The following is a 20,778-nucleotide window of genomic DNA, read 5'->3' as shown; positions in this document are numbered from 1 at the left end:
CTGCCGACGCGTCCGTCTGCGTTGCGCGCGCCGGGCGCTCGTCGCTCCGATCGCGTGGCGCGCGCGGTCACGCCGTGCGCAGGCGGACGCGGGGGCGCGGAGCAGCCGCGGGGTTGGAGGCGACGCCGCGAGTTGGAGACCGGCGCTGCGCACGCTTGCGTACGCGCGCTCCGGGCGATGCGGGGGCCGGCGGCGGGCTTCCAGCGCTTCTGCGTCCGTGCGACCATGACGCTGTGACGTGCATCCTCGTCATCGACGACGACGCCGCGATCCGAGCCATGTTTGCGCGTTCGCTCCGCACGCTGGGCGACGTCGAGGAGGCGAACGGCGGGGCGCCGGCGCTGCGCCGGCTCTCGGCGCGCAAGTTCGATCTCGTGGTGCTCGACCTGCACATGCCGCTGATCGACGGCTTCAGCGTGCTCGAGTCGCTCTCGGCCAAGGGAGCGCTGAACCGGGACACGCCCGTCTTCGTCGTGACGGCCGATGAGTCGCAGCAGGCTCGTATCCGCGCGCTGCGACGGCACGCGATCTTCCTGCTCTCGAAGCCGGTGAACCTCGCCATGCTGGTGTCGCTCGCGGAGTCGTCGCTGAAGAAAGCTGCGGCCCGCGCCACCCCGCCCCCGCCGCCCGACGAGGCGCAGCCCGAGGAGCCGACGGACGACTGAGCGCGATGCGCCGGCCGCGCGGGCTGCGGGGGAGGCAGCCGCGCCCGGTCCGAAGGCGCTACCGCGGCGCCAGGTCGAGGGGGGGCGCAGCGGGGCGCGGCCGCGGCGGCGCCTGGCCGGGGACGGGCCCGCGCGGCAGCGTGGAGGCGGGCGGAGTCGCCGGCAGCCCGGGCTGGCTCGCGGGCCGTGGCCACCCGGTGACGGACGGCGTGGGCAGGGGCCCTGGGACGCGCGGCGCAGGGGTGACCGAGGAGCCCGGGTACGGCGCCCCCGGCGCGGGTGCGGCGCCGGGGACGTACGCCGGCTGCCCGCTCGGGAGAGGGGTGGCTGCATCGGCGGGCACCGCGGCATCCGCGGCCGCGTCGGCCGGGGCGGCCGCGTCGACGGGGGCGGCCGCGTCGGCGATCAGCTCGGCCGCGGCTGCGTCGGTCGGGGCCGCGGCGTCCGCGACGGCGTCGCTTGCGATCGTCGACGCCGTCGCTGCCGCGTCCGGCTTCGCCGCGACATCGGCGCCGGCATCGGGCGCTTGCACCGTCGGCGCGGACGCGCTGGGGCTGGCGGAGGGCACCGCCGCACCGCCGAGCCGCATGCGGCCGGAACGCGCGAGCAGCACGAACGCAACGGCCGCGACCACGCCCAGGACGATCAGCGCGAGCAACGCCACGCGGACGAAGGACCCCTTCGCGGGAGGGGACGCGCGGCGCTCGGGCGCGGACGCGACAGCGCCCGTGGGGCCGCTCGCGTGCGCCGCCGGACCGGCGTAAGCCGCCGGCCCCGGGGGCACCGGCGGCCCCACGTGCAGCGGCGGCGGGAGCAGCGGCAGCGGCGAAAGCCCCGCCGGGAAATCGAGCGGCGAGCCTGCGCCGTCGGGGTTCGACTTGCGGGTCGCATCCGGGGTCGATTTGCGCGTCGCGTCCGGATTCGACTTGCGCATCGGGTCGGCGTTCGCGCGGCGCGGGCTCGTCGGCGCCGGCATGCGCGAGCTTGCCGGCCCCGACATGCGCGAGCTTGCCGGCCCCGACATGCGCGAGCTGGCCGGCCCCGACATGCGCGAGCTTGCCGGCCCCGACATGCGCGAGCTCGCGGGGCCTGCCGGGGACGAGGGCGGCGCCGCGTCGGCCGCGCCCCCGCCCTCCGTCGCCTCCGGGCCGTCCTGCAGGATCGGCAGCATGGAGATGCGCCGCAGCATCACCTCGGTCGCGTCCTCGGGGCGCGAGGCCTGCGGCTTCTGAGGGTGGGCGCGCTCGGCGAGGATCCGGTCGAGCTCGTCGAGCGCCTGATCGATCCGCTCCTTGCGCGCCTCGGCGACCCCGGGGAGCAGATCGCGGACGAGCTGGCCCACCTGTTTGTCGGTGTAGCTCTCGCGGACCGCGGCGCTCACCTGCTCGAGATCGCGGCGCAGCTCGGCGGCCGTCTGGTACCGCTCGTTCGGGTTCTTGGCGAGCGCCCGCATGATGATGCGGTCGAGCTCCGGGTGGACCTCGGGCATGATCTCGCGCGGCGGCTGCGGGTTGCGGTTGGCGATCTGCTGCATCGCCTCCAGCGGGCCCTTGCCGCGGAACGGCGTGTGGCCCGTCACGAGCAGGTAGAGCAGCACGCCCATCGAGAAGAGATCGCTGCGGCGGTCGAGCGCCCCACCCATGACCTGCTCGGGCGAGAAATACCCGGTCTTGCCCTTGATCGCGCCGACGCGGCTGGTCTGCGCGCGCGCCCGCGTCTTCGCGACGCCGAAGTCGACGACCTTGACCATGCCGTCGAACGTCACCATCACGTTCTCGGGCGTGACGTCGCGGTGGATCAGGTTGAGGAGCTCGCCCGTGTCGTCGCGGACCTCGTGCGCCGCGTGCAGCCCGGCGCACGCGTCGATCATCACGTGGAGCACCCAGCCGAGCGGCAGGAGCGCGCGCTTCGCCTTCTGGTTCGAGAAGATCTTCGCGATCGGGGCGCCGTCGATCCACTCCATCGCCAGGTACGGCCGGTCGCGGACCTCGCCGTACGCGAGGATGTGCACGACGTTCGGGTGGAGGATCCGCGACGCGGTGCACGCCTCGTCGAGGAACATCGCCCGCGCGTCGTCATCCCCGCGCATCGCGTCCGACAGCAGCTTGACGGCGACGATCTGGACGGAGCCGTTGGGCCGCCTGAGCCGCGCAGCCCACACGGCGGCCATGCCGCCCACGGCTGCCGGGAACAGCAGCTCGTAGGGGCCGATCGTATCGCCCGGCTGGAAGTTACCGGGGTCGTCGTCGTTCCAATCACTCCACGGATCTTTGGCCACGCGCTCCCCCACCATGTCGGAAGACGTGCAGCGCGACAAGACCTGGCGCTCGGCCCCGTCTTCCCGCTCCCCTGCGCGGCGCCGCCGGTGTCAGGCCCGGCGACGCTCGCCTACCATGCGTTCGAGCCGCCCGAGCGCCCGGACGAGGACGTCCTCGCTCGGGCCGAAAGAAAAGCGGACGTGGTGGCGGAACCGCGACGGCCGCCCCGCCCGGCGCTTGCCGGGGTTGACGTCGAAGAACTCGCCCGGCACGACGATGATCCGCTCCCCGAGGGCCGCCCGGAAGAAGGCGTAGCCGTCGGAGAGCCCCGGGGGCAGATCCGCGACCGAGCCCCACACGTAGAACGTGCCCTCGGGCTCCGCGTCGACCGTGACGCCGATCCTGCGCAGCCCCTCGAGCATGATCCCACGCTTGTGCGAGAACGTCCGGTGGATGGCCGTCGTCTCTGCGCGGGTGTGCTCGATGGTGAGCAGCTCTGCCGCGGCGCGCTGCATCGGCTTGGAGCCGCCGCCGTCGAGGAAGCTGCCGGCGCTCGCCACCGCCTCGATGACCTCGCGCGGCCCCAGCGTCCACGTGACGCGCCAGCCGGGGTAGCGCCAGTTCTTGGTCAGGCCGTCGAAGATCACGACCGGATCGCGGTCGACCTCCTCGACGTAGCGCGCGGCGCTCTCCATCGGGGCCACGTCGCCCATCCCGTAGATGTAGTGGGAGTAGAACTCGTCGAGCAGGAGCGCGCAATCGAGCTCCTTCGCGGTGCGGACCCAGGCGGCGAGCTCCTCGCCGCGCACGTGCTTCCCGGTCGGGTTGCAGGGGTTCGAGGCGAGGATCGCGCTCAGGCCGCGGCCCAGGATCTCGCGGCGCAGGTCGCCGACGGAGAACGAGTAGCCGCGCTCTCCCTCGAGCAGGATCGGGATCGGCGAGAACAGCCGGAAGACGTCGAGCAGCTCCTCGTACGCGGTGTAATCGGGGAGGAAGTGGCCGAGGTTGATCTGCCCGAGCGCCGCCGCGGCGCGGGTGAGGGCGATGCGACCCCCGCCCGACACCGCCACGTTCTCGGCCGTGTAGCGCGACGGCATGCCCCGCCGGTACGCGCGGTTGTAGAGCGACGCGATCGCCTCGCGCAGCTCCCAGAGGCCGGCCACGGGCGCGTATTCCTGGTCGTCTCCGGAGATCGGCACCGCCGCGCAGCGCGCGGGCGCGCCCGGGAGCGGGCCCGTCTCCGGCTGGCCCTGCCCGAGGTTGCACCAGCCGTCCGTCCCCTCGTCGGCGCCCGCCTTGAACCCCAGGCGCGCGGCCTCGGTCGTCACATAGATGACGCCCGTCCGCGGGACCTTCCGGAAAGCGTGGACCGCCCGGTCGTCGCCGCGCGGCGGGGCCGGCGTGTTCCCCCGGTCGGCCGCCGCCCCAGGATCGCTCGGCCGGGCCTCGCTTTCCTGGAGGTCGCTTCGCTCGTCGGGATGCTCTCGCTCTGCTTCTATCATCATCTATTTCCAGGCATGAAGACACTGCCGTGGCGCCCAGCAGGAGGCGAGCGCCTCAGGCCTGCTGGGCCGTCGGCTTTCCGCTGTCCTCGCTCGCCGGTTCGGGCTGCCGCGCCCACGGCATCGTCTTACCCGAGAAGATCCAGAGCAGGTAATAGCAGAAGGCGAGTGAGACAGCGGTGAGCACCGTGTACTTGTCGTCGTTGTAGTTGAACGTGATCCAGATGAACTGGCTGAGCGCCGCCAGGCCGAACAGGGGCACCTCGATCTGGCGCTTCACCCGGGTGAGCGGCGCGCTCAAGATCATGAATGAATAGTAATAACAGGTGAGCTGCGAGAGCAGGATGACGAAGATCTGGGCGAGGCACTGGGCCACCCACAGCGAGCGGACCCGCCGGCACACGTAGACGAAGCCCGCCAGGCTCGCGGCGATGATCCCGTAGGCGACCCAGCGGTATTTCGCGTAGCGCTCGTTGCGCATCCGTTTCCAGACCTCGAACGGATCGACGAGCTTCGTGTCCTTCGTGTACTTCATGCGGCCGGACTCGACGCCCGTACCGGGCTCGTGACCGACGAGCACGCGGAGGCCCATGTGGTTCGTCAGCGGCGTCTGGTCGTGCACCTTGAGCGTGTGCTCGTAGAACTGCCGGTACGAGTCCGTGCCCGAGACCTTCATGCTCACCGGAATGAGCACGGCGGCCGCGAGCACGCCGCCGATCAGCACCTGCACGTGCGACCTCGCCATGCGCTTGTGGCGGGCGAGGTGAATCCCGGCGAGGGTGAGCCAGCCGATCACGGGCAGGCCCGGGAAGATGCGCAGGAGGCCCGCGTAGACCATGCTCGCGCCCGCGAGCTTGAAGTAGCGCTTCCGGATGAGGCAGGCCGAGAGGACCAGGTAGAAGAGCCAGTCCTGCCGGAGGAACGCGCCGCCCGTCCAGTAGAAAGGCGCCGACGACTGGCAGCCCCAGAAGATCGCCGCGACGGCGAAGACCCGCCATCCGAAGGCCCAGTAGAGGGCGGCGAACATCCCGAGCAGATAGAAAATATCGAAGCTGGCGAGGAACTGGAGGTAGCGGGTGCTGGCCGGCTGGAGGTCCGCCCAGAACTTACCCATGATCGTCCAGACCGGCGGCGGGTTGTAGCCGTGGTCCTTCTGCATGTCCTCCCAGTAGCCCTTGTCCGAGGCAGTCCGGAAGAACTGCACGTCGGCCTTGAACGCGTCCCAGCGCTCCGGTGCGAAGTGCGCCTTGCACATCTCGGGCGTGCTGAGCACCTCGCTCGCCGGCATGAGGAGGTTGTCGCCACCGAGGTTCCGGATCTTCTTGTCCGGGTGGCGCACCTCCTTCGACATGTCCAGCTTGACTTGCCGCCCGGTGTCCTCGTTCGTGTACGTGACGAGCCCCAGCTCGTCCTGCGCGATCAGCGCGCATTTGTAGAGGCCGTCGTACCCCATCTCCGGGAAGTACTTGGCCCCCATGTAATAATGGAACTGATCCCAGCGATGGTAGTACTTGGGATAGCCGAAGCGGAAGCCGTTGAAGTACGCGATGATGGCGGCGACACCGAGCGCCACGCCGGCGAACCGCTTCCAGCGCTCCGCGATCGGCCGGCGCATCCCCTCGCGGTGCGTCTCGTAGAAGACGCAGAGCGCGGCGCCCATCGCGATCGCCACCTTCGCCATGTCCACGGCGCGGGCGTGCTCGTCGATGTACCGGTCCAGACCATAGAAGAAGAGCGCGACGCCCGCGGCGACCGTGCTGTACCGCGCGAGCACGCGGAGCCGCGACGGGGCGAACCAGTTGAGCGCGAACGCGACGCCGAAATAGGCGCAGAGCGCGATGACGATCTCGATGACTTGTTGTGACGTGAGCTTCATTGCCTGCGGTTCGGATCGGGATCGAGGTGACGCGGGACGCGCCGGCGGGCCTCTTCGCCGGCCTTCCGCGGCAGCGCGCCCGGCGTCGGGCGCTGCTGCCGCCCCGACCCGTCGCTGCGGGCTGGAGCCCGTCGGCCGGGGCGACGCCGTAGGTGCAGGACGCACCCCGTCCCGGACGGGCTCCACGGGGGAGGCGGCGCCACCTTAGCCGAAATCCCGGGAGTGTGGCGTTCTCGTTGTTGCCGCCATGGGCATCGGCGAGCGTACCCAGGCGGCGTGCGTGTGACAGGTGTGACCGGGGCGGAGCCGTGTCGTCTCGACGTGCTGCGCAATTGAGCGGGCTTCCTCCGCCGAGCAGAGCTCGTGTATCGTCTCCCTTCGTGTCGAACGACAGTTTCTCTTCCGCTTCTTCGGGGGGCTCGGAGCGAGAGGGGGCCCGCGGTCCCTACGGTTTTCTCGTCCGGGTCGACGGCACGCCGCCGCTCTGGTGCCGGGAGGTGCGGGGCTTCCACCGCGCCGCCGTCGCCGCGGCCGATCCTGACGCGCTGCCTCCCGCGCAGCTCGTGCTCGTCGGTCTCGACGAGGCGGCGCGCGCGTGGCTCGCGTCGTGGGCCGAGGACAGCGAGCGCGTGCGCCGCACGTTGACGATCCGTCGGCTGCTCGACGACCGCGAAGCCACCGCGGTCGTGACGCTGGCGTCCTACGGCTATGGAGTCGACACAGCGCTCGCGGTGGAGTCGGTCGTGGTGCCCGGGGTCGACGGCCCGGCGGCCATCCTGCGCAGCGGGGTCCACACGAAGGAAGAGATCGACGCGATGCTCGCGGTCCTCGCCACGGCGCTGCCGGAGGGCGAGGAGGCGAGCTGGTTCGCGCACGTCTGACACGCGCGAGGCCCGGTCATGGCGCGCTGATCCGCCGCGCGACGTCCTCGACGTTGTTCCACCGGACCAGTTCCGGCAGCCACGCGTTTGCGTCCGGCACGTCGTCTCGCTGGAGCACGCTGCGCCTCGTCCTGCAGAGACGCGCCTTGCACCTCGCCCTGCCTGGTTGAACGTCCGGTGACGCCTGCCTGGCCGCGTGCGGCGTGCGACGTGTGACGTGCGTGCGATGTGGAACGACGAACGCCGCCTGCCCGGCTGCGCTGCGAGACGCGGTGGGAGCGGTGGGGCCCTGCGGACCGCGGGTGGACATGGATGGAATGGAAGAGAGTCGCTTTCGATGTTTCGGTGCGTGAGCCCCTTGCTCGCCTGAACAGCGGTGATACGCTGGTCCTCGGCCTCGGACGGAGCATCAGCTCCAGGATGGTCCTGCCGTGGAGCACCACGGTGCCGGGGTCGACACCAGATCGGCGGGCTCTCCGCTGATCCGCAATCGAACACCCTTGCCATGCCGGACGATCTCTTTCGATCCGGCGCGGGGTGCCGGCAAGCCGGAGGAGGGATGGACACCATGCACAGTACCAGTGGCTCTTCTATACCGGAGGCTGGGAACGGCTGACCCTCGTGGAGCGTGGACGCAGGGTCATCGGGGCCTTGCAAAACGCTACCGCGCTCGGCCAGGTCCGGCGCTCGATAACCTGTTGACTGCCATCGCGACCTCCGCGAAGCCGGCAGAGAGGGAATCGAGGAAGACTCAGGTCTTCCGGCAACGATTCTCACCGGCGCTCCGGGGCTGAACGCTCGTCGCGATGGGACAGGGGTGGCGCCGCACAGGCGGGATCAAGCGGGGTCCAGAAGGCCTCCGGTAGAGGCCCACGGGACGGGTCGGGTGCGAGCGAAGCACCCGACCCGTTTTTATTTCCATTGCCCACGAGCGCTTTTTTGTCCTGCGCCGTGCCCGTCTGGTACGCGGGCTCGATGCGGATGCTGCTGCTCGCGATGCTGCCGGCGTTGCCCCTGCTTCCAGCGTGCGCCGACGCCTTCGGAGATCTGGAGGCGCCGGAGCGGGGGACCGCGCTCGGCGCGTTCCACGTGGTGGGGACACAGACGGCGAACACGTGCGGGGAGGGGGCGCTCGGCGCGAAGCGCCTGTGGGAGTTCGACGTCGAGCTCGCGCGCGGCGACGGCGCCCTGTACTGGAACAACGGCGCAAGCGTGATCGCAGGCGTCATCGACGACGACGACGTGAGCTTCTCGATCGGCGGGCGCGTGGTGGTGGACATGCGCGCCGGCGACGCGCCGCCGGGGCCGCCGTGCTCCCTCGAGCGCCGCGACCGGGCGCTCGGGCAGCTCGGCGGCAGAGGGGATGACGTCGCGGGGTTCAAGGCGACGATGTCCTTCGAGTTCGTGTCCACGGCGGGGTCTCGGTGCGAGGACCTCGTCGCCGGCGAGCTCAGCGTCGCGCCGGTGCTCGCGGCGCTGCCGTGCGGCATGGCCTACGATCTCAAGGCCAAGCGGAGCGCGCTCCCGCCCGAGTGAGCGTCGGGTGGGCGTGGACCTCCCGGCGCGCGCCGCGGTAGGGTGCCACGGTCGTGAAGCACGTCATCCATTCTCTGGGCGGGCGCGGCGGGCGGCGCACCGTCCTGGTCCACGGCGGCGCGGGCAACGTCGCTCCGGAGCGGCGGCCGCTGCATGCGGCGGGGTGCCTCCGCGCGGCGCGCGAGGGAGCGCGCGTGCTCTCCGAGGGAGGGAGCGCGCTCGACGCGGTCGAGCGCGCGGTGCGCGTCCTCGAGGACGATCCGCTCTTCAACGCGGGCACGGGCGCGTGCCTCAACGAGGAGGGCCACGTCGAGCTCGACGCGTCGATCATGGAGGGCCGCGGGCTCAGGGCCGGCGCGGTCTGCGCGCTCTCGGAGTTCGCCGAGCCGATCGCGATCGCGCGCGCGGCGCTGGAGGACGGCCGGCACGTGCTGTACGCCGCGCACGGCGCCGCGCGGTTCGCGCGGATGAAGGGGTTCACGCCCGTGGGCGAGGCGGCGCTCATCACGCAGGCGGCCCGGGAGGCGCTCGCGGCGGCCCAGCAAGGCATCCGCGCGACCTCCTGGGCGGGCAACACGGTCGGCGCGGTGGCGCTCGACGAGGGCGGGCTCACCGCCGCGGCGACGAGCACGGGCGGCACGGTCAACAAGCGGGTCGGGCGGGTGGGGGACTCGCCCCTCATCGGGGCAGGGACGTACGCTGACGACGAGGCCGGGGCCGTGTCGACGACCGGCCACGGCGAGGGGATGATCCGGCTCGCCGTGGCGCACTCGGCCGTGGAGCGGATGCGCGCCGGCGTCGGCGCGGTCGACGCGTCGAGCGGGATCATCGCGCACCTGGCGGAGCGCCTCGACACCACAGGGGGCGTCATCGCGCTCGATCGGACTGGGCGGTTCGGGCTGGCGCGCTCGACCGCGACCATGTCGTGGGCAGCGGTCGGCGATTGGGGCGAGGAGAGCGGTGTGTGAATTGTTTTTGACAGAGACCCCCCCAGTTATTCCATGGTCACTGTTCGTCACGTGACGCCCCGGGCGCTCTCGCGTGCGCGCTCGTGAGCATCACTGTCAACCCGCGTTCGTCCTGAGCTGGGGTGTTCGCGACCAAGGCGCGGCGCTGTCGCGCGCGTCGGATCATGGCGCGTCATGCACGGCGAGGCGGCCTGATGATCGCCGTCCAGACAGACCATCAGGCGGAGTTCGACGCGGTGAGCCCGTGGCGCACGAAGAAGCGCCCCGCTATAGTCCGCCGCCCCCATGATCCCTGCCGGTCCTCTGCCCATCACCCCGCTGTCCTCGCCGCCGGATCTGATCTGGCGGGTCCCTGGCTCGAAGAGCATCACGAACCGCGCGCTCGTGCTGGCTGCGCTCGCCGACGGTGAGAGCACGCTGGAGGGGGTGCTTCACAGCGACGACACGCGGCACATGCGGTCCGCCCTGGAAGCGCTGGGGATCGGGATCGAGGACGCCGGGCCGCACACGCTGGTGGTGAAGGGAGGGCGGGGCCGGCTGCGCGCGCCGGGGCGCGAGCTGTTCGTCGGGAACAGCGGCACCACGGTGCGGTTCCTCGCGGCGCTCGCGTGCCTCGTGCCGGGGGAGGTGGTGCTGGTCGGCGACGAGCACATGGCCAAGCGGCCGATCGCCGATCTGGTCGACGGCCTCAGGCAGCTCGGGGCGGACGTGGCGTGCGCGACCGGGTGTCCGCCGCTCCGGATCCGGGGCGGCCGGCTGAAGGGCGGCACGCTGACGATGCGCGGCGATCGCTCCAGCCAGTACTTCTCTGCGGTGATGATGGCAGGCCCCTTCGCGGACGCCGCCATCGACCTGCGCGTGGCCGGCGAGCTGGTCAGTCGCCCCTACGTCGAGATCACGCGGCGCATGGTCGCGGATTTCGGCGGTCGCATCGACGAGGCCGCGGGCGGGTTCACGGTCCATCCCGCCGCGGGGTACCGCCCGCGGGCGTACCCGATCGAGCCCGACGCGTCGTCCGCGAGCTATCCGTTCGCGCTCGCCGCGGCCGCGCGCGGATCCATCACCGTGCCCGGCCTCGCCGAGGGGGCGTTGCAGGGAGACTACCGGTTCGTCGAGCTCCTGGAGCAGGCCGGCGCGCGCGTGAGCCGGCAGGCCGATGCCACCACCGTGCGCAGCGACGGGCGCCTGCGCGGCATCGACGTCGACATGCACCACATCTCGGACACCGTGATGACGCTGGCCGCGATCGCTCCGCTCCTCGAGGGGCCGACGACGATCCGGAACGTGGCGAACATCCGGATCAAGGAGACGGACCGCCTCGCCGCCACGGTCGCGGAGCTCCGCCGCCTGGGCCAGGAGGTGACCCACGGCGACGACTGGCTCCGCATCGAGCCTCGGCCGCTGACGCCCGCGCTCGTGCGCAGCTACAGCGACCACCGCATGGCGATGAGCTTCGCGATCCTGGGGCTGTGCCGGCCGGGGATCACCATCGAGGATCCGGCCTGCGTGGCGAAGACGTATCCGACGTTCTGGGAAGACGTCGAGCGGTGCCGGATCGCGGTCGGCGGCGGCGCGCGGCCGGGGTGACCGCGGTCGGCGGAGATCGGCATCCGGCGTGAGCCGCCGTCCCGGCGGACCGGCGCCGGCGCGCGCCACGCTCGAGTTTGTTTGACTTCAAAGCAATCTGCGCGAAGCATCCCGGCCGATTCGGCCCGGGACGAGCACGTGTCCCGCCGCCGTGCGCTCGGTACCAGTTCCCGGAGATTGACGAAGTGAAGCGAACCCGAACGGGGATCGCGACGGCGGCGCTGCTCGCGCTGCTGGTCGCCGTGCTCATGATCTCGACGCGCGCCGCCGCGGGGCCGCAGGACGGCCTGCCGCCGGCGCCTGCGGACGCGGACCGCTCGACGCCCCGGCGCGCCCTGCGGCTCCTCGTCGACGCCTCGCGCGAGGGGCGCCACGATGTCGCGGCGTACGCGCTCGACCTGTCCGCCATCCCGCGCGCCGCGCAGGCGGAGCGCGGGCCCGAGCTCGCCGCGCAGCTCACGTTCGTGCTCGATCAGCGGCTCTGGAACGTGTGGGAGGAGCTCTCGGACGAGCCCGAGGGCGATCCGGCCGACGGGCCCGGCCGCGACGAGATCGGGCGCATCCCGCTCGGGGATACCGCGATCCCGATCGTCCTGAGCCGCGCGGGCGGCCCGGGCGGCGCGCGGATCTGGCTCGTCTCGCGATCGACGGTCGCGGCCGTGCCCGAGCTCCACGAGGCGTTCGGTCCGGGGCCGATCGCCGAGCGGCTGCCGGCGGTGCTCTCCCGGGTGCGCTTCCTGGGGCTCGCCGCCTGGCAGTGGCTCGGCCTCGCGACGGCGATCGCCGCGTCGTCGCTCGGCGGCCTGCTGCTCGGCCGCCTCGTCTCCGTCGCCGTCAGCAGGTTCGTGCGGCGGACGGAGGTGCAGTGGGACGACCGGCTCCTCGACGGGATCCAGACGCCGCTGCGCGCGCTCTTGATGCTGGCGCTCGCGAGCGGCCTCGTCAGGCCGCTGCGCCTGGCCGCCCCCGCGCAGGAGGTCGTCGACACGCTCCTCCAGACCCTCCTCATCGCCGCCACGGCGTGGCTCGCGACGCGCTTCGTGCGCTTCGCCGGCGACACGGTGACCGAGCGCGTGACCGCGAGCACCGCGGACGCGGCGCTCGTCCGGGGCAGCAAGACCCGCGTCGCCATGCTGCGGCGCATCGCCAGCGTGCTCGTGGGCGTGGTGGCTGTCGCGCTGGTGCTCCTCCAGTTCGACGTGGTCCGGAAGGTCGGGGTCTCGCTGCTCGCCTCCGCCGGCATCGCCGGCGTGGTCGTCGGCTTCGCGGCGCAGAAGTCGATCTCCACGCTGCTCGCCGGCCTGCAGCTCTCCTTTTCACAGCCGATCCGCATCGGCGACACCGTGATCGTCGAGGGGGAGTGGGGCTGGATCGAGGAGATCACGCTGACGTTCGTGGTCGTGAAGGTCTGGGATCTGCGCCGGCTCGTGTTGCCGATCACCTACTTCCTCGAGAAGCCGTTCCAGAACTGGACGAAGGTGTCGCCGGATCTGCTCGGCACGGTCTTTATCCACGCGGACTACACGGTCCCGATCGACGAGATGCGCGCGGAGGTCGCGCGGCTGTGCGCCGCCGACGCGAACTGGGACGGGAAGGTCGCGGGCCTCGTCGTGGTCGACGCGACGGCGCAGACGATCGCGCTCCGCGCGCTGGTCTCGTCCTCCGAGGCGGGCAAGCTCTGGGACCTGCGCTGCGCGGTGCGCGAGGGGCTCATCAAGCGGCTGACGTCGCTGGAGGGCGGGCGGTACCTCCCGCGGGCGCGCGTGGCGCTCGGGGGAGAGGGCGAGCCGCGGGGCGCCACGGGCCCGACGGGGGGGATCGCGTCGGCGTGAGCCGGCGGCGCGCCGCCCGGGCCCCGCGCGACCGCCCTCTCCGTACGTCGATCCCGGGGACTGGATCGTCGGTGGCCGCTCGCTCGCCGAGCAGGTCAAGAGCAGCCTCTACCTCGATATCAAGATCACCGACGAGACCGCTGTAGAAGCGCCGCGAGCGCCATCCCCATCCCCACCACAACCGTTCTCGCGGCGAGCCGTTCGAGCGCGAGCACCTGCTACCCGGAAGGGGCTCGGGCCAGTCGAGCCCGTTGTCCTCAGGCGCATGGCGGTAAATTTTCAATGCCCGAGAAATCGTGCGTCCCGTGCAATTCTCGTGACTGACTTCGTCCTGCTCTCACAACCTGGGTGAGAAACGAGGCCACCATTCCGCTCACGGCCGGGAGGCGAGGCGCCGACCGGACGATGAGGGGCCGCGCGAGGTATGCATGAGACGACCTATTTTCTTGATCTGCTTTTCGCTCGCTACCGCTCACCTGGCATGCGGATCGAGCGGTGAACCCGGAGCCGGCTCGGACGGGGCCGGCGGGGACGGCGCCGGGACCGGCAGCGGCGCGACCGGCGCGGCGTCCAGCGGCAGCGGCAGCGGCGCCGGGACGAGCGCCGCGTCCGGCAGCGGCGGCGCCGGGACGAGCGCCGCGTCCGGCAGCGGCGGCGCCGGGACGAGCGCCGCGACTGGCAGCGGCGGCGCGGGCGCCGGCGGGCCGACGGGGTTCGCGCAGATGGAAGACCTCGACCGCGGTGTCGTGGCCGTGCCCACGGACGGCGGCACGTACGTGGGCTTTCGCCTGTTCGGCTACGACCCCGACGACATCGCGTTCAACGTCTACCGCGACGGCGTCAAGGTCAACGCCGCGCCGCTCACGGACTCCACGAACCTCGTGGACCGCGGCGGCTCTCCGAGCTCGGTCTACACCGTGCGCCCCGTCGTCGGCGGCGTCGAGCAAGGCGAGTCGGAGTCCGCGCCCGTATGGAAGGATGGAGCCCTGTCCATCCCGACGACACCGCCGCCCGCAGGGGACGGCTACACGTACTCGAGCGGCGATGGCAGCGTGGGAGACGTGGACGGCGACGGGCGGTACGAGATCATCCTCAAGTGGGATCCGTCGAACCTCCAGGACAACTCGAAGGCCGGCCGCACCGGCAAGACCTACCTCGACGCTTACTCGCTCGACGGCAAGCGGCTCTGGCGCATCGATCTCGGCGTGAACATCCGGGCCGGAGCGCATTACTCGCCGTTCCTCGTGTACGATCTCGACGGCGACGGGAAGGCGGAGGTGGCCGTCAAGACGGCGCCGGGGACGCGCGACGGGAGGGGCGAGTACCTGAGCAAGGGGCCCGCGGCCGGCGATGACGATTCCAAGGATTACCGCAACAACGACGGCTATATCCTCACCGGCCCGGAGTACCTCACCGTGTTCGCCGGCGACACCGGCGCGGAGCTCGCCACGACCGAGTTCAAGGTCGGGCGCGGCGACGTGTGCAGCTGGGGCAACAACGAGTGCTACGGCAACCGCGTCGACCGCTTCGTCGGCACGATCGCGTTCCTCGACGACACGGGGCGCCCGAGTGTGGTGTTCGGGCGCGGCTATTACGCGCGCACGACGCTCTCGGCCTGGAACTACCGCGACGGCGCGCTCTCGAACCTCTGGACGTTCGACTCCAGCTCGAGCCGCGCCAACGAGGCGTTCGGCGGCAAGGGCTGCCACTCCATCAGCGTCGCGAACGTGGACGACGACCCGCAGCAGGAGATCATCAACGGCGGCGCGACGTTCGACAACGACGGCAAGGGCCTCTGCGCGGTGGACTTCTATGCTCACGGCGACGCGCTGCACGTCACGGATCACATCCCGTCGCGCCCTGGCCTCGAGGTGTTCCAGCCGTACGAGGGCAGCGAGTCGCCCGCCTACGCCATGCGCGACGCCCGCACGTGCGAGGTCCTCTGGAAGGGGCCAGGCAACGGCGGCGAGGAGGGCCCCGGCCGGGGTGTGGCGGCGGACGTCGACCCGCGCAGCCCCGGCAGCGAGGCGTGGGTCAACAACAGCGAGCTGCTGCGCGGCTCGGACGGCGGGGGCGTCGGGAGCCGCCCTGCGTCGAGCAACTTCCTCATCTGGTGGGACGCGGACCTGAGCCGGGAGCTCCTCGACGGCAACGGCATCCGCCAGGCCGACGGCCAGGGGGGGAACTTCACGGCCGCCGGGTGTACCTCGAACAACGGCACGAAGAGCACGCCGACGCTCAGCGCCGACATCCTGGGCGACTGGCGTGAAGAGGTGATCTTCCGCTGCGGCGATTCCATCCGCATCTTCACCACGAACCAGGTCGCGACGAACCGGATCTACACCTTGATGCACGATCCGCAGTACCGCGTTGCCATCTCGTGGCAAAACGGCGCGTACAACCAGCCGCCTCACCCGAGCTTCCATATCGGGGAGGGGATGGCTGCGCCGCCGAAGCCGGATATCCACGTCCGCTGAGACACAGGCGCTGTCGAGTCGCCTCGCTCGACTCGACATCTGAAGCCCACGGCCTGGCTACCGAGTCACCACGCGTCGAAAGGGCCGCCCTCACTGCACAGACTGCCTGTGAGCGTTCACAAGGTTTATAAATCCACGAGCACAGTATGTTCGTTAACATCGTTGACGAAGCTCGCGTGGCGCTGATAGAGTGGTGTTACCTGCCCGAGGCGAGGCGGGTTGCGCCTGACGGACTGAGCCTAACGGCCTGAGAGCCTGAGAGAGCGACATGCGATTTATCGACCTGAACCAGGGTTCTGCAACCGACCTCCGTACGTCCCGGCGGGGCCTGGCCACGCTGGCCGCGCTGGCCGCGTTGCTGCTCAGCGCGTGCGCCGGTGACGATGGCAACTCGTTGAGCGGCGCGTCGGAAGGCGGCGCGGGAGGACCCGACGTGACGGGCGGGACGGGCGGCGCGGGCTCGCAGTCGAGCGTGAACTCAGGCTCTGGCGCGGGCACCGGCGCGGGCTCGCAGGCGAGCACGGGCGCGGAGTCGGGCTCGGGCTCGGTCTCGGGCTCTGGAGGCGCCGGCGTCGGCGGCGGTCCGGACGACCATCCTGCGTACGACCACTGCGTGAGCGGGTACATGCCCCACCCGAGCGACTCGGATCCCAACATGAAGGATGGCCCGGCGGAGTTCTTTCCGCCCGGCAACAACAGCCCGGACATCGTCGATACGACGGTGCAGCCCCAGGTCCTGGACTGGATGTATGAAAACAGGTGGCAGGACGCTCACGTCGAGTGGCACGCGATCCGCGCCTGCAACTTCGGGGGCGCCGGAAGCAAGGTGGGCATCTGCAAATTCAAGCAGCTGGTCCCGAAGGATCAGAACTGTCAGACCGCCGGCGACGGCTATCAGTTCCTCGTGTTTCACCGCCACATGATCCAGGCGCTGCAGCAGCTCTGGCCCAATCATAAAGAGCAGTTCACGGGCTTCACCAAGTTCCCGACCAAGGCGGAAGATGTGCCGTCCCAGTGGCGCTCCGCGTGGAAGAACTGGGACGCGGCCGCCCTCGAAGCCGGGAAAATCGGTGATGAGATCGACAAGCCCGAGAACCTCGCGAGGTTCAAGGACGAAGGCGAGCTCGGCTTCTGGCTTCAGTGCAACGTCGGGCAGAAGCTGGCGGGGGCGACCAACATGCCGTGGGTGGGGCTCCACTTCGTTCTGCACGCCAAGTGGGCGCGGCCGGGCAACACGACGCACGGTGTGAACAACACCAGCGCGAACATCGACAACTACATGTTCTGGAAGCTCCACGGCTGGATCGACAACGTGTGGGAGAAGTACCGGCGGGCCAAGGGGATGTCGCCGACGGATCAGAAGCTGAAGGACGATCTCGTCGCGCAGTGTCGCGAGATGGATACCGAGATCAAGATCATCAAGGAGAACCTGGACCCCGAGGATGTCAGGGATCCCAATGCGCCTTTGCCGGAGGAGTCCGGGTACTTCCACGAGAAGGTGAGGCCCATCTTCGAGAGCGCGACAAACCTGTGCAGCGGCTGCCACGCCGAGTCGGGCCCCAACGCGGGGCTGTCGCTCGGTGGCCGCCTCAGCTCCAAGGAGATCGTCGACGGTCTGGTCAACGTGCCCTCCCGCGACGGCGGCCAGTACAAGCTCGTCGTCCCGGGCGATCCCGACCACAGCTGGCTCTACCTCAAGGCCGCCGACAAGGCGGGGGCCGCGGGTTGCCAGCAGTCCTCCACGGCGCAGTGCATCACGGGCGTGATGCCGCCCAGCACGGGGGGGCCGACCGTCAGCCCGGCGCAGCTCGAGATCTTGCGTAAATGGATCGCGGACGGCGCCCCGGGACCGACGTGATCCTGGCGAACGCCTGAGGCCGGCGGGAATCCGAGCTGCCGGCCTGACGACATTCGGGGCTCGGGGGGCGCTATCCGCGCCTCCGCCCCGCACCCCGAGGCGTCAGAGCATGCCCGGGGGCGCTCCGCCTCCTCCTGGCACCCCGCACATCGATCCCGTTGCTCGCCTCGTGGCATAGGCGTTCACCACGCTTCGCGCCGCGCTCTCCCACATCCTAACATTGCAGCGGGAAGTTGCCCCGGATCGGCAGAAAGCCGCCATGGCGCCAAGGGCGCCAAGAAACCAGGGAAATGGGAGGGGTAGCACAGGAGTTTGAACCGCCAAGCGCGCCAAGGACGCCAAGATTCTGGTTTGTTCTTGGCGTCCTTGGCGCGCTTGGCGGTTTATTCCTCGCTCGATCAACGTGATCGCTATTCTAGGGTCCGGGCGGCGGGTAGGTTTCCTTCATCTCCTGGATCCAGCGCGAGACCACCTCCACGCCCGTCTCGTCGACCTTGTGTGTCCCGATGCGCGGCATCTGCCCTTCGAAGCCGCGGAGCACCTGACGGGCGACAAGCAAGCTGCGCGACGGGTCCCCCGGCCGGATGTCGTACCAGTTGGCGGGGTCGGGGTTCGGCAGCCCCTCGTACTTCGCGTTTTCCGCGGGGCGCTTGTTGATGGCCGTCCGGGCGGCGTCCGTGGCCATCACGTCGCCGAGCTCGCTCGCCTCGAGCCGCAGGTACAGGCCCGTATCGTGAGCCGCCGCCTCGGGCAGGTCGTTGTGACAGCTCACGCCGCAGTTGGCGTGCAGGTAGCCGAGCGCCTGGCGCTCCACCTCATTGCCAGGAATCGTGAGGGCGAGATTGCTCGCGTCCGCGATCACGCCGAGCTCGACCAGCGTCTCGGCCGAGATCCCCTGGGCGCCAGAGCCGAGCATCAGCGCGTCCCAGCCGAGGACGTAATCGGCGCGTCCGACGTGGCACTCCTTGCACTGATCGCGGTTCGGCACCGTGTGGCCGGTGCCGTAGAGATCGGTCACGCCGAAGTCGTTCTGCATCTGGATCGCCTGCTTCTCGTCCTCGGACCACACATAGCTCGTGTAGACCCAGCCGGCGGCCATCTTGCGCAGGAGGCGAGTCTCCGCGAGGCGCTGCGCGCCGCCCGCGCCCGTCACGCTGAACTCCTTCCAGAACTGCGTCCCCTCGGGGTAGATGAACGCGTCCGGATTGCTCGTGTCCACCTGCTGCCCCTTCGGGATCGACACGAAGCGCCGCTTCCTGGCGCCGTCGCTCCAGAGCTCCACGGCAGGCTTGTACTCGAGCACACCGCACGCGAGCTCGCGCCGATCGAAGTCCCCGTAGAGCCCCGTACAGCGCAGGTCCACCGGCAGCACGCCGTCGAGCGGCGCAGCGCAGTCCACGTCGGCGGGCATCGCGAACTCTGCGCAGCCCGCGCCCCCCGCGCCCCCCGCGCCCCCCGCGCCGCTCGTTTGCGCGCCCGATCCGCCGCTGCCCACCGTGGCGCTTGACCCCCCTTCGCCCTCGGGCTGCGCCTGCCCGCCGCCCGAGCTGCATCCCGCCGCGAGCAGCAGCGCGCCGACGAGTGAACCGTTCCTCACGACATGAAAAAGCATGCGCCCAGTCTGCCACAGGAGAGGAGCGCTTGGGAGCGTGGAGTCACGCCTTCGCCATGCCGCGTCGCGCATCGCCCGCGCGCCGCGCGCTTCATCCGGTCACCGGTCGTCTGCTTTGCAGGGATGTGAACGTCGATCAATCGACGATCGGCCGGACAGAAGCGGTAGGGCCGACAGAGCCCGATGAGGGCAGGGCGCCCGCTGAAGAAAAGGTGAACCTATCGAATGGTCCACTCTTGCTGTACACCGCGTGTCCCGCGCTGGATCGCTCACGGCCTGGACACCCGGCAGGGCCTGTCCACCGCGCTCTTGCGCCGCTCCGGCGCCATGCTCGCGCGGTCGCGGCGGGCGCGGTGCGGCCTCGGCAGCAGGCGCTGCTGACCGCGTGCTCGTGACGCAGCACCTGGCGCGCCAGCATCTTTATCGCTTTTCTCTGCCACGAGGAGAACTCCGCATGAGCGCTACACAGAACCAGAGCAACAACGTCCTCGAGATCGTCCCCGTCGCCGGCCGGATCGGCGCGGAGGTGCGCGGCGTGCGCCTCAGCGGCGATCTCGACGCCGCGACCGTGAGCGAGATCCGGAAAGCCTGGCTGCGATACAAGGTCATCTTCTTCAGGGGCCAGCATCACCTCGACGACGGCTCGCAGGAGGCGCTCACCACGCTGTTCGGCGCCAAGCCTGTCGCGCACCCCGGAGACCGGGGAGCGGTCGCTCGTGCTCGGCCACTTCGTCAAGCGGCTGCTCGGCGTCTCGTCCCACGACTCGGCGCACCTCTTCCAGGTGCTCCAGGAGCACGTCACGCGCCTCGAGAATACCGTCCGCTGGCGCTGGGCCGCAGGCGACGTGGCGGTCTGGGACAACCGCGCCACGCAGCACTACGCGATCAACGACTACGGCGATCAGGTCCGCGTGGTGCGCCGCGTGACGGTGGACGGGGACGCGCCCGTCAGCGTCGACGGCCGGCGCAGCGTCACCCGCAAGAGGGCGCCGCGCGCCGCCGCCGCGAGGAGCGAGGGCGCCGGGGTCGCCGTCGCTGCGGCGACCGCGTAGTCGCGCCGAGCCGAGGCGCGTCCGCGGGCGTCAGGGGATCCTTGACGGCCGCGGACGTGTGCGCTTCACCTGCGGCGGAGGAGCACCCCGTGGGTCCAACAAGCAAGCGCGACGACGCTCGAGACGGAGCGCAGAGCACGGCGCACGTCGTGGTGATCATGCTGATCGTGGCGTTCGGCGTGCTCGCGCTGCCGTGGATGGTCCTCCGGAAGCTGGACGCCCGGGCGCCGACGGGCGGCGTGGCGGCCTCCGGCGTCCCGGACGAGGACCTCGCCCAGGGCGGCAAGATCTATTATCGCTCGTGCGCCAACTGTCACCAGGCCAGGGGGGAGGGGAAGCCGGGCCGCTATCCGCCCCTCACCGGCTCGTCATGGCTGCTCGAGGACAAGGAGACGCCGATCCGGATCACGCTGCTCGGCGCCGCCGGCCCTATGGAGGTGAACGGCGCGCTCTACAACGACGTGATGCCGAACCTCGGCGTCACGCTGTCGGACGAGGACGTCGCGCTGGTGCTCACCTACGTCCGGTCGAGCTGGGGGAACAGCGCGCCCGCCATCACGCGGGACGAGGTCGCGAAGGTGCGCGCCTCGCTGGGAGACCGGGTGGAGCCGTGGGCCGGCGGCGCGGCGCTGTCGGCGGCGCGGGAGACGCGCGTCCTGCCCTGAGGCGTGCAG

The 20,778-nt window shown here is 70.9% G+C and carries 13 protein-coding genes and 1 pseudogene; 10 read left to right on the top strand and 4 right to left on the bottom strand.

Annotated elements, in window-relative coordinates; all coding sequences use genetic code 11:
- Positions 1-233: 233 nt before the first annotated feature.
- A complete protein-coding gene (locus tag ACSRUE_RS32645) occupies positions 234-665 on the top strand; it encodes a response regulator (protein ID WP_441287012.1) in 432 nt (143 codons plus the stop codon).
- A gap of 58 nt (positions 666-723) precedes the next feature.
- On the opposite strand, the gene ACSRUE_RS32640 is transcribed toward ACSRUE_RS32645, so the two are convergent.
- From ACSRUE_RS32640 to ACSRUE_RS32630, 3 genes are all read right to left on the bottom strand, one after another.
- Positions 724-2,943, bottom strand: a complete 2,220-nt coding sequence (locus tag ACSRUE_RS32640) for a protein kinase domain-containing protein (protein ID WP_441287011.1) — start codon at positions 2,941-2,943, stop codon at positions 724-726.
- Positions 2,944-3,033: 90 nt separating this feature from the next.
- Positions 3,034-4,425: a pyridoxal phosphate-dependent aminotransferase gene (locus ACSRUE_RS32635; protein WP_441293153.1), complete on the bottom strand. Its 1,392-nt coding sequence runs from the start codon at positions 4,423-4,425 to the stop codon at positions 3,034-3,036.
- Between the two features lie 55 nt (positions 4,426-4,480).
- Positions 4,481-6,301 (bottom strand): hypothetical protein, encoded by a 1,821-nt coding sequence (locus tag ACSRUE_RS32630; RefSeq protein WP_441287010.1) that lies wholly within the window; start codon positions 6,299-6,301, stop codon positions 4,481-4,483.
- Between the two features lie 380 nt (positions 6,302-6,681).
- Here ACSRUE_RS32630 and ACSRUE_RS32625 point away from each other — a divergent pair, with 380 nt between their 5' ends.
- The 7 genes from ACSRUE_RS32625 (at position 6,682) to ACSRUE_RS32595 (ending at position 17,440) form a co-directional block, all read left to right on the top strand.
- A complete protein-coding gene (locus ACSRUE_RS32625) occupies positions 6,682-7,182 on the top strand; it encodes a hypothetical protein (RefSeq protein ID WP_441287009.1) in 501 nt (166 codons plus the stop codon).
- 975 nt (positions 7,183-8,157) lie between these two features.
- On the top strand, positions 8,158-8,718 hold the full coding sequence (locus ACSRUE_RS32620) for a hypothetical protein (protein WP_441287008.1): 561 nt from the start codon (positions 8,158-8,160) through the stop codon (positions 8,716-8,718).
- A 53-nt stretch (positions 8,719-8,771) separates the two neighbouring features.
- A complete protein-coding gene (locus ACSRUE_RS32615; protein ID WP_441287007.1) occupies positions 8,772-9,686 on the top strand; it encodes an isoaspartyl peptidase/L-asparaginase in 915 nt (304 codons plus the stop codon).
- A gap of 285 nt (positions 9,687-9,971) precedes the next feature.
- Positions 9,972-11,273 (top strand): 3-phosphoshikimate 1-carboxyvinyltransferase, encoded by a 1,302-nt coding sequence (gene aroA, locus ACSRUE_RS32610; RefSeq protein WP_441287006.1) that lies wholly within the window; start codon positions 9,972-9,974, stop codon positions 11,271-11,273.
- 185 nt (positions 11,274-11,458) lie between these two features.
- Positions 11,459-13,105, top strand: a complete 1,647-nt coding sequence (locus tag ACSRUE_RS32605) for a mechanosensitive ion channel family protein (RefSeq protein WP_441287005.1) — start codon at positions 11,459-11,461, stop codon at positions 13,103-13,105.
- Positions 13,106-13,533: 428 nt separating this feature from the next.
- Complete coding sequence (locus ACSRUE_RS32600) at positions 13,534-15,582, top strand: rhamnogalacturonan lyase (RefSeq protein ID WP_441287004.1); 2,049 nt, start codon at positions 13,534-13,536, stop codon at positions 15,580-15,582.
- Positions 15,583-15,850: 268 nt separating this feature from the next.
- Positions 15,851-17,440: a hypothetical protein gene (locus tag ACSRUE_RS32595; protein WP_441287003.1), complete on the top strand. Its 1,590-nt coding sequence runs from the start codon at positions 15,851-15,853 to the stop codon at positions 17,438-17,440.
- Between the two features lie 415 nt (positions 17,441-17,855).
- On the opposite strand, the gene ACSRUE_RS32590 is transcribed toward ACSRUE_RS32595, so the two are convergent.
- Positions 17,856-19,037, bottom strand: a complete 1,182-nt coding sequence (locus tag ACSRUE_RS32590) for a hypothetical protein (RefSeq protein WP_441287002.1) — start codon at positions 19,035-19,037, stop codon at positions 17,856-17,858.
- A 469-nt stretch (positions 19,038-19,506) separates the two neighbouring features.
- On the opposite strand from ACSRUE_RS32590, the pseudogene ACSRUE_RS32585 reads away from it, so the two are divergent.
- Positions 19,507-20,104 (top strand): annotated as a pseudogene (locus ACSRUE_RS32585) (TauD/TfdA dioxygenase family protein).
- An 89-nt stretch (positions 20,105-20,193) separates the two neighbouring features.
- Positions 20,194-20,769 (top strand): c-type cytochrome, encoded by a 576-nt coding sequence (locus tag ACSRUE_RS32580; protein ID WP_437944218.1) that lies wholly within the window; start codon positions 20,194-20,196, stop codon positions 20,767-20,769.
- Positions 20,770-20,778: the final 9 nt, after the last annotated feature.

The sequence above is a fragment of the Sorangium sp. KYC3313 genome, assembly GCF_052075895.1.
GTDB classification, from domain to species: Bacteria; Myxococcota_A; Polyangia; order Polyangiales; family Polyangiaceae; genus Sorangium; species Sorangium cellulosum_B.
The sequence above is the reverse complement of the archived record's forward strand: the minus strand, read 5'-3'. Positions and strand labels throughout refer to the sequence as shown.

What these genes read in the sequence shown, in the direction of transcription:
- ACSRUE_RS32620 (WP_441287008.1), top strand. Translation starts at nt 8,158, where the DNA reads ATGCGGATGCTGCTGCTCGCGATGCTGCCGGCGTTGCCCCTGCTTCCA.
- aroA (WP_441287006.1), top strand. Translation starts at nt 9,972, where the DNA reads ATGATCCCTGCCGGTCCTCTGCCCATCACCCCGCTGTCCTCGCCGCCG.
- ACSRUE_RS32595 (WP_441287003.1), top strand. Translation starts at nt 15,851, where the DNA reads ATGCGATTTATCGACCTGAACCAGGGTTCTGCAACCGACCTCCGTACG.
- ACSRUE_RS32600 (WP_441287004.1), top strand. Translation starts at nt 13,534, where the DNA reads ATGAGACGACCTATTTTCTTGATCTGCTTTTCGCTCGCTACCGCTCAC.
- ACSRUE_RS32630 (WP_441287010.1), bottom strand. Translation starts at nt 6,301, where the DNA reads ATGAAGCTCACGTCACAACAAGTCATCGAGATCGTCATCGCGCTCTGC.
- ACSRUE_RS32635 (WP_441293153.1), bottom strand. Translation starts at nt 4,425, where the DNA reads ATGATAGAAGCAGAGCGAGAGCATCCCGACGAGCGAAGCGACCTCCAG.